Source organism: Rhizobium sp. 10N414 (genome assembly GCF_056394785.1).
In genome coordinates, this window is the sequence record NZ_JBFTIN010000009.1 from 128,515 (window position 1) to 140,677 (window position 12,163).

Consider the following 12,163-nt stretch of genomic DNA (forward strand, 5'->3'; position numbering starts at 1 on the left):
ATGGCCCTGATCAACCTGCCGGACTTCTCCGGCGAGCTCCTCTCAGAGTTTGCGGCGCGAAAGACGGAGCGGGTAGATACGCCCGTCATCCAGCCGGCCGAACCATTTCTTGACATCGCCGGCGAGGATCTTCGCCGGCGCATTTTCATGACCGAAAGCGAGACGGGCGACAGCCTTTGCCTGCGGCCGGAGTTCACGATCCCCGTCTGCCTGCGCCACATCGAGAGCGCGACCGGCACGCCGAAGCGCTATTCCTATCTCGGCGAAGTTTTCCGCCAGCGGCGTGAAGGCGGCAACGAGTTCTATCAAGCCGGGATCGAGGATCTTGGCGACATCAATATTGCCGCTGCCGACGCGCGTGCGATCGGCGATGCGATCGGCGTGCTGGAGCGCGTCGTTCCCGGCAAGCGTCTTGCGGTGACACTCGGCGATCAGGCTGTCTTCGAAGCAGTGGTGCAGGGGCTTGGCCTGCCGCTCGGCTGGCAGAAGCGCCTGATCCATGCCTTCGGCAACATGAGCCAGCTCGAAGCTCTGCTGGCAAGCCTCGTCAGCCCTCAGTTCGTAACTGGATTGAGTGACGAGATGGCACATCTGATTGCCGCCGACGATGAAGCAGCACTTGTTGCACACATAGATGCGACGATGCAGGCGACGGGCTATTCGACGAATGCCAGCCGTTCGCCGCTCGAAATCGCGCGCCGTCTGAAGGAAAAGCTGATCCTCTCCGAAACGCGCCTCGATGATGCGGCCTTCCGCGTGCTGGAAGAATTCCTGTCGCTGAACGTACCGCTGATCAATGCTTCGGCGGCCTTGGCCGGTTTTGCCGATGCCGCGGGCCTCAAGCTCGGCAACGCGCTGGCGCGTTTCGACGGCCGCGTGGCCGCTCTGGCCAATGCCGGCGTCGATTTGGCGCTGATCGATTACCGCGCAGCCTTCGGGCGTCCGCTGGATTACTACACCGGCCTGGTTTTCGAGATCGGCGCCCAGGGCACGTCGGCGGTTCTCGCCGGTGGGGGTCGTTTCGATCGCCTGATGACGTTCCTGGGCGCCAAGGAACGCATTCCCGCCGTCGGCTTCTCGCTCTGGCTGGATCGCATCGAAGCCGAGAGGACCGTATGATGACGATTACCATCGCATTGCCCTCCAAGGGCCGGATGAAGGACGATGCCTCGGCGATCTTCGAACGCGCCGGGATCAGGATCACCGCTGTCGGCAACGATCGCTCCTATCGCGGACGCGTCGAAGGTTGGGACGACGTCGAAGTTGCCTTCCTTTCCGCCTCCGAGATTTCCCGTGAACTCGGCAGCGGCACCGTCGATTTCGGTGTCACCGGCGAAGACCTTGTCCGCGAGGGCCTGGCGGAGGCGGACAAGCGCGTCGAGATCTGCGCGCGTCTCGGCTTCGGCCATGCCGATGTCGTGGTTGCCGTTCCTGAAATCTGGCTCGACGTCGACACTATGGCCGATCTCGGCGATGTTGCTTCCGACTTTCGCGCCCGTCACGGCCGGCGCCTGGCGATTGCCACGAAATACTGGCGGCTGACGCAACAATTCTTCTCCAGCCAGCACGGCATCCAGCTCTACCGGATCGTCGAAAGCCTTGGGGCAACGGAAGGGGCGCCTGCCTCGGGATCGGCCGATATCATCGTCGACATCACCTCGACTGGTTCGACTCTTCGCGCGAACAACCTGAAGATCTTGTCCGACGGCGTCATCCTTCGCTCCCAGGCCTGCTTCGTCAGGGCACGCAAGGAAAGCCACGCGAACGACGCGACCGTTCAGCGGCTGATCGACGCCGTTCGCTCGGCACTCTGACCATCGCCAAATCAACACACGAAAAAACCCGCCGTCTGGTGACGGCGGGTTTTTCCTGCTTGGGAGGATGCTTGATCGCTTAGGCGACTGCGTAGGCGCCGCGGCGTGCGTCGAGCGAGTAGAGGCCCGGGCCGACAATGGCGAGGAAGATGTAAGCGCCGGCCAGCGTGAAGTTCTTCATGACCATGATCTGGTTCAGGGCGTTGATCCAGCCGAGAGCGGCAGCCGGGAAATCCGGAACGTTGACCGTCGGCAGGTGGAAGACGACAGCGGTGAAGATACAAAAGGCGGCGAGCAGCCAGCCGACGATCTTCGTCTGGTAGCCGACGAGAACCGCGAGGCCAGTTACAAATTCAAAGGCGCCTGCGAGATAGGTCAGGGCAGTCGACGCCGGAAGGCCAGCACCGGCGATCATGCCAGCGGTTCCAGCCGGATCGGTCAGCTTGCCGAAGCCGGCAAGGATGAACATGAACGACAAGAGGACGCGAGCGACAAGAATGACAATATTGTTGGTATTCGACATGAACGTTGTCTCCGTTGAATGGCGTTTGAGGTTGTTGTGCCCCGGCACGGTTGCAACCTCGGATGCCACTTTGTCGCCTTTTTTTGCTGTTGTGGAAAGATGGACGGAAAGGGACACTTCGTTCTCTATTATTGAACGACCGATCTTGGCGAAGTCGGCTTGCCATCGATGGTGCGCCTCTTTTATGGTCGGCCGCCCAAGATGGAGACCCCGATGGCAGATCTTTCCGCATTTCCGATCACGACGCGCTGGCCAGCAGCGAACCCGGATATCATCCAGCTTTACTCGTTGCCAACCCCGAACGGCGTGAAGATATCGATTGCGCTTGAAGAGCTTGGCTTGTCCTATGAACCGCATCTGATCTCGTTCAGCACGAACGACCAGAAGTCGCCGGAATTCGTATCGCTCAATCCCAATGGCCGCATCCCGGCAATCATCGATCCCAATGGCCCCGATGGAAAGCCGATCGGCATTTTCGAATCCGGTGCCATCCTGCTCTATTTGGCAGAGAAGACAGGCAAACTCATTCCATCAGATACAGCCGGGCGCTACGAGACGATCCAGTGGGTCTTCTTCCAGATGGCCGGTATCGGACCGATGTTCGGACAGTTCGGGCACTTCTACAAATTCGCGGCCGATAAGGTTGCCAACAACTCGTATCCGATGGAGCGCTACCGCGACGAATCAAAGCGGCTTCTGAGCGTACTGGAAGCACGCCTCCAGGGTCGCCAGTGGATCATGGGCGATCTCTACACGATCGCCGATATCGCCACCTTCCCGTGGCTCCGCGGTGCCGACATCTTCTACGGCGGGCGTGAGGTGTTGGATTATAAGAGCTTCCCGGCCGTGATGGACTGGCTAGAGCGCTGCATCGCCCGGCCGGCCTCGGAAAAGGGGTTGAATATCCCGGCACGGCCTGCGTAAATCTGAGGCAAATATGCAAAAAGCCGGTCCAAAAGGCCGGCTTTTTTCATGTGCGGGAGCGTCTATTGGCGCCTGGCAAACTCGCCGCCGGTATTCGTCTTGAAACGAGGGAAGATGAAAACACCGAGCATGCTGCCGTGATTAGCATCGTCGTGGCCGTTCGACTCGCCCATGCAGAACAACGGCTGACGGAAGCCATTCGACATCATGATGGTGGTCGAGAAACAGAAGGATGAGGAGAGCGTCGCAGCCTGCTCGAAGAGTTCCAGGATGTGATCGCGATCCTTCGGATCGTAGCAGCGTATGAGGCTCAGGAGGCCGCATACCCGCGCCGGGAGTCCGTGCAGCAGGGCGCTCCATTCCTTGAGGCGGATCACGCCGCTGGACAGGTCTCCGACCCAGGTTTCCGAAATGGAAAACTGCGCCAGCATTTCAGGATCATGATTGCTGATATCCAGTGAGCCCGGCATAAGCGGTGCCGCGGCGTTGGTTCTCGCGATTTTGAACAAATTTTTCCCCAGCTTAGGTGCGGCTTCCCCCGCCGCACGTCCGGCAAAAATGAGCAGGTTCATGTTGCACCGCGCATCATGCTCGGGCGACCGGGAAATGGGGTCTGGATTGCCGGTTCTTCTCACGGAACCGCTTCCAATTTCACGGGGGCGTTACTCAACTTCTAATATATTTTTCGGGAAGGGGTTGTCCCGAATCCTACGTCGCATTCTCGTGGTCAGGATCGATGCGCATCGTGACCCATCGGCTGATGACACGCGCCGAATGCGCGGGGATTTATAGGCACTTTCATGCAAACGGCAATCCGCTTTTTGCATAATGCCGATCGCTACTGTGAGTGGAAAAACAACCGTGAAAGTATGGGGGACGCGAAAAAGAGCAAAAAAATGCGCGGCTGCCGAAGTGCAACCGGTTTCAATGCTCTCGTGAGCTCTGAAATGTGCATAAAATTGCAGCGAACGGATAACACAGCTTTTGGAAGAAATAATGCAGGCGCACAAGCTCTGCGAAAGCTTCGCCGAATGCGAGGCGCATTCAGATATCCGGTTAAACGTTTCACCTGACGATTGAAAAAGCTCACCTGGCGAATCATGCGCCGGAACGAAAAAGGGCGGTCCGAAGACCGCCCTTCCTATTCCGGGAAAACCAGGAGATAGATCGGTGAAGCTTTATGGACGCTTCAGCGATAGGCTTTCGCCTATCACATCATGTCCATGCCGCCCATGCCGCCCATGCCGCCCGGCATGCCAGCCGGAGCGTCCTTCTTCGGCAGCTCGGCGATCATGGCTTCGGTGGTGATCAGCAGCGAAGCAACCGAAGCTGCGTCTTGCAGAGCCGTGCGAACAACCTTGACCGGGTCGACGATACCCATGGCGATCATGTCGCCGTATTCGCCGGTCTGGGCGTTGTAACCGAAGTTGTCCTGACCCTTCTCGAGGATCTTGCCAACAACGATCGATGCTTCGTCACCAGCGTTCTCGGCGATCTGACGGGCCGGAGCCTGCAGAGCGCGGCGAACGATGTTGATGCCAGCTTCCTGGTCGTCGTTCTCGCCCTTGACGGAGATCTTGGCGGAGGAACGCAGCAGGGCAACGCCGCCGCCCGGTACGATACCTTCCTGAACAGCAGCGCGCGTCGCGTTGAGCGCGTCGTCGATGCGGTCCTTCTTTTCCTTCACTTCGACTTCCGTCGAACCGCCGACGCGGATGACTGCAACGCCACCAGCGAGCTTAGCAAGACGCTCCTGCAGCTTTTCGCGGTCGTAGTCGGAGGTGGTTTCTTCGATCTGGGCCTTGATCTGGGCAACGCGGCCTTCGATGTCGGACTTGGCGCCCGAACCGTCGACGATCGTCGTGTTTTCCTTGGAGATCGAAACCTTCTTGGCGCGGCCGAGCATGTCGAGGGTAACCGACTCGAGCTTGATGCCGAGGTCTTCGGAGATGACAGTGCCGCCCGTGAGGATCGCGATGTCTTCGAGCATGGCCTTGCGGCGATCGCCGAAGCCAGGAGCCTTGACAGCAGCAATCTTCAGGCCGCCACGCAGCTTGTTGACGACGAGCGTAGCAAGAGCTTCGCCTTCGACGTCTTCAGCGATGATGAGGAGCGGCTTGCCGGTCTGAACGACAGCTTCGAGAACCGGGAGCATGGCCTGGAGGTTCGAGAGCTTCTTCTCGTGCAGGAGGATGAAGGCGTCTTCGAGATCAGCGATCATCTTTTCCGGGTTGGTGACGAAGTACGGGCTGAGGTAACCGCGGTCGAACTGCATGCCTTCGACGACTTCGAGTTCGGTTTCAGCGGTCTTGGCTTCTTCGACGGTGATAACGCCTTCGTTGCCGACCTTCTGCATTGCTTCAGCAATGTCGAGACCGATCTGCTTTTCGCCGTTTGCGGAGATCGTGCCGACCTGGGCAACTTCTTCCGAGGTGTTGATCTTCTTGGCCTTGGCCTGGAGATCCTTCACGACTTCAGCAACAGCGAGGTCAATGCCGCGCTTCAGGTCCATCGGGTTCATGCCGGCTGCAACAGCCTTGGCGCCTTCGCGAACGATCGCCTGAGCGAGAACCGTTGCGGTCGTCGTGCCGTCGCCGGCGATGTCGTTGGTCTTCGAAGCAACTTCGCGGACCATCTGGGCGCCCATGTTTTCGAACTTGTCTTCCAGTTCGATTTCCTTGGCGACCGAAACGCCGTCCTTGGTGATGCGCGGAGCGCCGAAGGACTTGTCGATGATGACGTTACGACCCTTCGGGCCGAGCGTTACCTTCACTGCGTCAGCGAGAATGTCGACGCCACGCAGCATCTTTTCGCGCGCGGTGCGGCCGAACTTGATTTCTTTAGCTGCCATGATTGAAACTCCTGAATTCGAGTTGTCCGGGCTTTGGGCCCGTAGCTAAAATCGGAAAGGGGAAAAACGGCTGATTAGCCGATGATGCCCATGATGTCGGCTTCCTTCATGATCAGAAGGTCTTCGCCGTTGATCTTGACTTCAGTGCCGGACCACTTGCCGAACAGAACGCGATCGCCAGCCTTGACGTCGAGAGCGACGACCTTGCCGGACTCGTCACGAGCGCCGGAACCGACGGCGACGATTTCGCCTTCCTGCGGCTTTTCCTTGGCGGTGTCCGGAATGATGATGCCGCCCTTGGTCTTTTCTTCGGACTCAACGCGACGGACAACGACGCGATCGTGAAGGGGGCGGAAATTGGTGCTTGCCATTGTCTAATCCCTCGATCAAATGACACTAGCAGGCCGAGAGCGGCCCGCACGGATGGGTGTTAGCACTCGTGCTTGGTGAGTGCTAGCGAGGCAGCATTTAGGAGTGGCCCAACGGGGAGTCAAGAACGGCCGCAATTTTTCTTCGCCGTCCTCACAAACAGCCATAACAGCAAATCCTTGTCGGAAGTGCGACAGGCTGCGTTCTCTCCGAGATTTCCGAACGTCCTGAAGCTGGAGAGCTTTTGTAGCCCCGGAACGTTTGCGGCACCCGCGGGGCGAGTGGCGTCAGGATTGCCGCGCATACACGCCGATGGTATCGAGCAGCTTGGGGCAGGGGCGGCAACCGTGAACAAAACGATCGCGGCGGACGAAATCATAGCGGTACCGACACTTGGGGAGGCGGCGCGTGTATGGGCGCGCATCGGCTGCTTGGGCTTCGGCGGGCCGGCCGGTCAGATCGCCCTGATGCACACGACGATTGTCGATGAGAAGCGCTGGATTTCCGAGGAGCGCTTCCTACACGGATTGAATTTCTGCATGCTGCTGCCTGGCCCGGAGGCTCAGCAACTGGCCACCTATATCGGCTGGCTGATGCACGGCGTGCGCGGCGGCCTCATTGCCGGCTTGTTGTTTGTATTGCCGGGCTTCCTCGTCATCCTGATGCTGTCGAGCCTCTACGCCGTCTTTCAGGAGGCCGCGTGGCTTCCCGCGCTTTTCTTCGGAGTAAAGGCTGCCGTTTTGGCAATCGTCATCGAGGCCTTGCTCCGGGTGGGGCGCCGAGCGCTGAGGGAGCGCTTTCATTATTATGTGGCCGGAGCGTCGTTCCTGGCTCTCTTCTTCCTGAACTTGCCGTTTCCTCTGGTTATCATCCTGGCCGGAGCAGCAGGCTTGTTATGGATGAAGTATTCCAAGCGTCGATTGGCAGCGCCGGTCTTGCCGCAAGCCTCTTCGCGCACGCATTTTCCCGAGGTTACGCATGTGATCGCAAGGCCTCTTGTGGTGCTCGTGTTCTGGATCCTTGTCTGGCAGTCGCCACTCTTTTTCATTCGCGGCCTCGATGTACCGACGGACCTGATCGCCGAAACCCTGAGCGGCGAAACCAATGTTTTCGGCGCGGTCTTCATCTTCTTCTCCAAGATGGCCGTCATCACCTTCGGAGGCGCGTACGCCGTCCTCTCCTATGTCGGCCAGGTCGCCGTCGGCCATTACGCCTGGCTTCAGCCGGCCGAGATACTCGATGGACTGGCACTTGCCGAGACGACGCCCGGGCCACTTGTTCTTGTTCTCTGTTTTGTCGGATTTCTCGCCGGCTATCGCAACCCGCTCGCCATGGCGCCGCTTGCCGGGGGCTTCCTTGGCGCCTTCCTCGCCGCCTGGGCGACCTTCGTGCCGAGCTTCATCTGGATCTTCGCCGGGGCTCCCTACATCGAGAAGCTGCGCAGCAACGAAAACCTCTCGTCGGCCCTTTCGGCGATCACCGCGGCGGTAGTCGGCGTCATCCTCAACCTTGCCCTTTGGTTCGGTCTGCACGTGCTCTTCGCCGAAGTTGGCCGTGCCGCACTCCTGTCCGGGAAAACCGGTCTGCCAATCGTCAGCGTCGCATGGCCGGAGTGGCGGACCCTCGATATCGCGGCGCTTGGGATCTTTGTAATGGCGTGCGTGATGCTCTTCCGATTCGAGAAGGGCCTCCTGACGATACTTGCTGTGTCGACTGCCGCAGGCCTGCTAATCAAAACGGGCGAGGCCCTTCTCTAATCGACGGGCACAGTTTTTTGCCGTTGCTCACTGCAAAATGCCTTGCCATCCCGGCATGCCTTTGCGATGTCACCTTGACTTAACGACAGCGGGAAATCGGAATGGCCAAGCGGATCGAGAACTTTGCAGAAATCACCAGCCACTACGACGCGGTGTTCTGCGATGTCTGGGGCGTCTTGCACAATGGAGTCGATCCCTTTCCCAAGGCGGCTGCGGCGCTGGAAGCAGCGCGCGGCGAGGGGCTAACCGTCGTTCTCATCACCAATTCGCCGCGCATCGCTCCGCAGGTCGTGACGCAGCTTCGCCAGATCGGCATCCAGGATGGCGCCTATGACCGCATCGTCACATCGGGCGACGTCACGCGGGGCCTGATCGCCGAGGGTCCGAAGAAGGTATTTCTGCTTGGACCGGATCGCGACGAGGCGATCATCGAGGGCCTTGGTGTCGAGCGCGTCGAGGCCAAGGATGCGGACTCGGTCGTCTGCACGGGCTTCTTCGACGACGAAACCGAGACCCCGGAAGACTACACCAAGTTGCTGAAGGCATTTCAGGCGCGTGGCGTGCCGATGATCTGTGCCAATCCCGATCTGGTTGTCGAGCGAGGCCACAAGATCATCCCCTGCGCCGGCGCGATGGCGGCGTATTACAATCAGCTCGGTGGCCAAACGCGCATTGCCGGCAAGCCGCACAAGCCGATCTACGAGGCCGTGCTATCTGCCGCCCGCGAAGCCCACGGGGACTTTCCGCTGAACCGTGTGCTTGCGATCGGAGACGGTATGCCGACCGATGTTCGCGGCGCTCTCGATTACGGGCTTGATCTCCTCTATATCAGCGGCGGCATCCACGCGACGGAATATACGCTGAATGGAGTGACCGACGAGGCGATCCTCACCGCCTATCTGGAGCGCGAAAGAGCGACGCCGATGTGGTGGATGCCCCGCCTCGCATAACGAGCCTCGCAAGAGAAAAGCCAGCCGATGACCGTTTTTCACCGCAACGAAACCCGCGAACCCCTGCCGGCCCATCTGCATGGCGGCGTGATTGCCATCGGCAACTTCGACGGTGTGCATCGGGGCCATCAGTCCGTGCTCAACCGGGCCTTGGAGATATCGAGGCAGCGGGGCATTCCGGCACTGGTCCTGACGTTTGAGCCACATCCCCGCACTGTCTTCCGCCCGGAGCAGCCGGTCTTTCGCTTGACGCCGGCGCCGCTCAAGGCGCGCATCCTCGAAGCGATCGGCTTCAATGCCGTCATCGAATATCCCTTCGACCGGGAGTTCTCACAGCGCTCGGCGGACGATTTCATCCATTCGATCCTCAAGGATTGGCTCAGCGCATCCGAGGTCGTGACCGGCTTCAACTTTCATTTCGGCCGCAGCCGGGAAGGCGGCCCGGCCTTCCTGATGGATGCCGGCCAGAAATACGGCTTTGGCGTGACGCTGATCGACGCGTTTCGTGACGAGAATACCGACGTCGTCTCCTCGAGCCACGTTCGCGAATTGCTGAGGGATGGCAATGTCAGCGAGGCGGCGGCGATGCTCGGCTATCACTATACGGTGGAAGCGGAAGTCATCGGCGGCGAGAAGCTTGGCCGTCAGCTCGGCTTTCCGACCGCGAATATGCGGTTGCCCGCCGAAGCAGACATTCAGGCGGGCATCTATGCCGTGCGCTTCCGCCTTGCCGATGGCACGCTCTATGATGGTGTCGCCAGCTACGGTCGCCGACCGACGGTCACCGACAATGGCGCGCCACTGCTCGAGACGTATCTCTTCGATTTCAGCGGCGACCTCTACGGGCAGCTCTGCTCCGTGTCCTTCCTCGGCTATCTGCGCCCGGAACTGAAGTTCGATGGCCTCGACCCCCTCGTGGAGCAGATGAACCGCGACAAGGAGGAGGCGAGTGCGCTGCTGACAGGCGTACAGCCGCTCGGCGAGCTCGACCGCAAGATCTGCTTCGCCTGAAGGTTCAGACGCTTTCGAAAATTGCGGCCCTTTCGGGACGACGGCCGTTGCCGTGTGGGGGCAGGGGTCTATGTCATCTGTTTGATTAGACGCGGATTCGCTGCGCCCCCAAGCACCGAAAGGCAATCATCAAATGGATAAAAGGTTTGGAACAGCAGCCTGCTGGCTGCTCATCATTCCCTATATCGGGCTCCTTTGGGTTCCCTTCTACAACTTTCACGACCCGGTTCTCTTCGGTTTCCCATTCTTCTACTGGTATCAGCTCGCCTGGGTGCCGGTTACAGCTTTCCTGACCTGGATCGCCTACCGGAGCATGCGCAATGACGACTGAACTCAACACCACCGCGCTTGCCGTCTTCGTTTTCTTCTTCGTGCTCGTCACGGTGATGGGGTTTGTCGCCACCCACTGGCGAAGGCCGAAGACGCTTGCCCATATCGACGAGTGGGGCCTTGGTGGCCGCAGCTTCGGCATCTGGATCACCTGGTTTCTGGTCGGCGGCGACTTCTACACTGCCTACACGGTCATCGCTGTTCCGGCGCTGGTCTATACGGTTGGCGCCTACGGTTTCTTCGCGCTGCCCTACACCATTATTGTCTATCCCTTCGTCTTCATGGTCATGCCGCTCCTTTGGCAGCGGGCGAAAGACTTCGGCTACGTGACCGCCGGTGACGTGGTTCACGGCCAATTTGGTTCGCGCGGGCTGGAGCTTGCCGTCGCTGTAACCGGTGTCATCGCCACGATGCCATACATCGCGCTGCAGCTCGTCGGCATGACCGCCGCGCTGAAGGCGCTGGGGCTGCATGGCGAGGTACCGCTGGCGATCGCCTTCATTGTGCTGGCGCTCTACACCTATTCGGCCGGCCTGCGGGCGCCGGCATTGATCGCCTTCGTCAAGGACATCATGATCTACATCGTGGTGATCGCCGCCGTGGCGCTCATTCCCTCGAAGCTTGGCGGCTATGCCAATGTCTTTGCTGCCGCTGATGCCGCGTTCCAGGCAAAGGGCTCCGGCAGCCTGCTTCTTCAGCCCAACCAGTATGTCGCCTATGCGACGCTGGCCCTCGGCTCGGCGCTTGCGGCCTTCATGTATCCGCATACGCTGACTGGCATCTTCGCCTCCAACAGCGGCAACACCATCCGCAAGAATGCTGCGTTGCTGCCGGCCTATACACTGCTGCTCGGCCTTCTGGCACTGCTCGGCTACATGGGACATGCCGCAGGCTTGAAGCTGGACAACGCCAACGATGTCGTGCCGGCGCTCTTCCAGACGCTGTTCCCGAGTTGGTTCGCGGGCTTCGCCTTCGCGGCGATTGCGATCGGCGCGCTGGTACCGGCGGCGGTGATGAGCATCGGCGCGTCCAACCTCTTCACCCGCAATTTCTGGAAGGCCTATGTCAATCCTCAGGTGACGGATGCCGGCGAGGCAAAGGTCGCGAAGGTGACGTCGCTCGTCGTCAAGGTCGGCGCGCTTCTTGTCATCCTTTTCCTGCCGACCCAATTCGCGCTCGACCTTCAGCTTCTCGGCGGCGTCTGGATCCTCCAGACGTTTCCGGCGCTGGTCTTCGGCCTCTACACCAATTGGTTCCGCGCGCCCGGTCTGATCGCGGGCTGGTTCGTCGGCTTCGTCGGTGGCACGCTCTTCGTTTGGATCAACGGCCTGAAACCGCTGCAGCCTGTCACGATCGGAGAGACCTCGTTCACCGTCTATATCGGCCTGCTGGCATTGGCGTTGAACGTCATCGTCGCCGTCATCGTCAACGTGCTGATCCCGGCAAAAGTGACGGCGCGCGCCTGATCGTCCCCCGAAAACAGAAGCCGCGGGCGGGCAAGTTCGCGGCTTTTCCATGCGATGACCTCATGGAATCCCTCTTCCTTTTCCCTGCAAAAGCGCCTATGAACCGGCGCGATGAACAAGTTCCGGCTGGCGATCACGATACGAATTATCGGCCCGGCCTTCCGCGCG

General features: G+C 60.0%; 12 protein-coding genes. 8 read left to right on the plus strand and 4 right to left on the minus strand.

The genetic code is table 11. The features are described 5' to 3' along the window. Positions 1 to 1,119, plus strand: a complete 1,119-nt coding sequence (locus AC1DE4_RS11410; RefSeq protein WP_025659454.1) for an ATP phosphoribosyltransferase regulatory subunit — start codon at positions 1 to 3, stop codon at positions 1,117 to 1,119. Further along, positions 1,119 to 1,814, plus strand: coding sequence for an ATP phosphoribosyltransferase (hisG, locus tag AC1DE4_RS11415; RefSeq protein ID WP_025659453.1), 696 nt, complete (start codon positions 1,119 to 1,121; stop codon positions 1,812 to 1,814). The genes AC1DE4_RS11410 and hisG overlap by 1 nt, the downstream gene beginning before the upstream one ends. Before the next feature lie 79 nt (positions 1,815 to 1,893). On the opposite strand, the gene AC1DE4_RS11420 is transcribed toward hisG, so the two are convergent. Further along, positions 1,894 to 2,337, minus strand: a complete 444-nt coding sequence (locus tag AC1DE4_RS11420) for a DoxX family protein (RefSeq protein WP_025659452.1) — start codon at positions 2,335 to 2,337, stop codon at positions 1,894 to 1,896. A gap of 213 nt (positions 2,338 to 2,550) precedes the next feature. Here AC1DE4_RS11420 and AC1DE4_RS11425 point away from each other — a divergent pair, with 213 nt between their 5' ends. Further along, positions 2,551 to 3,261: a glutathione binding-like protein gene (locus AC1DE4_RS11425; protein ID WP_018856915.1), complete on the plus strand. Its 711-nt coding sequence runs from the start codon at positions 2,551 to 2,553 to the stop codon at positions 3,259 to 3,261. 62 nt (positions 3,262 to 3,323) lie between these two features. On the opposite strand, the gene AC1DE4_RS11430 is transcribed toward AC1DE4_RS11425, so the two are convergent. The 3 genes from AC1DE4_RS11430 to groES form a co-directional block, all read right to left on the minus strand. Further along, entirely contained in the window at positions 3,324 to 3,770 is a 447-nt protein-coding gene (locus tag AC1DE4_RS11430; RefSeq protein WP_025659451.1) for a hypothetical protein, read from the minus strand. 701 nt (positions 3,771 to 4,471) lie between these two features. Further along, a complete protein-coding gene (gene groL / locus AC1DE4_RS11435; RefSeq protein WP_018116667.1) occupies positions 4,472 to 6,112 on the minus strand; it encodes a chaperonin GroEL in 1,641 nt (546 codons plus the stop codon). Positions 6,113 to 6,186: 74 nt separating this feature from the next. Then, positions 6,187 to 6,483 (minus strand): co-chaperone GroES, encoded by a 297-nt coding sequence (gene groES, locus AC1DE4_RS11440; RefSeq protein WP_004675403.1) that lies wholly within the window; start codon positions 6,481 to 6,483, stop codon positions 6,187 to 6,189. Positions 6,484 to 6,828: 345 nt separating this feature from the next. Here groES and chrA point away from each other — a divergent pair, with 345 nt between their 5' ends. The 5 genes from chrA (at position 6,829) to mctP (ending at position 11,995) form a co-directional block, all read left to right on the plus strand. After that, positions 6,829 to 8,238 carry a chromate efflux transporter gene (gene chrA, locus AC1DE4_RS11445; RefSeq protein WP_025659450.1) on the plus strand — a complete coding sequence of 470 codons (1,410 nt, stop codon included), beginning with the start codon at positions 6,829 to 6,831 and terminating at the stop codon, positions 8,236 to 8,238. A 101-nt stretch (positions 8,239 to 8,339) separates the two neighbouring features. Further along, positions 8,340 to 9,188, plus strand: a complete 849-nt coding sequence (locus AC1DE4_RS11450; protein ID WP_025659449.1) for a TIGR01459 family HAD-type hydrolase — start codon at positions 8,340 to 8,342, stop codon at positions 9,186 to 9,188. Between the two features lie 27 nt (positions 9,189 to 9,215). Then, positions 9,216 to 10,199, plus strand: a complete 984-nt coding sequence (locus AC1DE4_RS11455; RefSeq protein WP_025659448.1) for a bifunctional riboflavin kinase/FAD synthetase — start codon at positions 9,216 to 9,218, stop codon at positions 10,197 to 10,199. 133 nt (positions 10,200 to 10,332) lie between these two features. After that, positions 10,333 to 10,530 (plus strand): DUF3311 domain-containing protein, encoded by a 198-nt coding sequence (locus AC1DE4_RS11460; protein ID WP_018856919.1) that lies wholly within the window; start codon positions 10,333 to 10,335, stop codon positions 10,528 to 10,530. Continuing rightward, positions 10,520 to 11,995: a monocarboxylate uptake permease MctP gene (gene mctP, locus AC1DE4_RS11465; RefSeq protein ID WP_025659447.1), complete on the plus strand. Its 1,476-nt coding sequence runs from the start codon at positions 10,520 to 10,522 to the stop codon at positions 11,993 to 11,995. Before AC1DE4_RS11460 ends, mctP begins: the two co-directional genes overlap by 11 nt. The last annotated feature ends 168 nt before the right edge of the window (positions 11,996 to 12,163 follow it).

Coding starts and splice junctions, on each gene's coding strand:
- AC1DE4_RS11420 (WP_025659452.1), bottom strand. CDS start 2,337: ATGTCGAATACCAACAATATTGTCATTCTTGTCGCTCGCGTCCTCTTG.
- groL (WP_018116667.1), bottom strand. CDS start 6,112: ATGGCAGCTAAAGAAATCAAGTTCGGCCGCACCGCGCGCGAAAAGATG.
- groES (WP_004675403.1), bottom strand. CDS start 6,483: ATGGCAAGCACCAATTTCCGCCCCCTTCACGATCGCGTCGTTGTCCGT.
- AC1DE4_RS11450 (WP_025659449.1), top strand. CDS start 8,340: ATGGCCAAGCGGATCGAGAACTTTGCAGAAATCACCAGCCACTACGAC.
- AC1DE4_RS11460 (WP_018856919.1), top strand. CDS start 10,333: ATGGATAAAAGGTTTGGAACAGCAGCCTGCTGGCTGCTCATCATTCCC.
- AC1DE4_RS11410 (WP_025659454.1), top strand. CDS start 1: ATGGCCCTGATCAACCTGCCGGACTTCTCCGGCGAGCTCCTCTCAGAG.
- AC1DE4_RS11455 (WP_025659448.1), top strand. CDS start 9,216: ATGACCGTTTTTCACCGCAACGAAACCCGCGAACCCCTGCCGGCCCAT.
- AC1DE4_RS11425 (WP_018856915.1), top strand. CDS start 2,551: ATGGCAGATCTTTCCGCATTTCCGATCACGACGCGCTGGCCAGCAGCG.
- hisG (WP_025659453.1), top strand. CDS start 1,119: ATGACGATTACCATCGCATTGCCCTCCAAGGGCCGGATGAAGGACGAT.
- mctP (WP_025659447.1), top strand. CDS start 10,520: ATGACGACTGAACTCAACACCACCGCGCTTGCCGTCTTCGTTTTCTTC.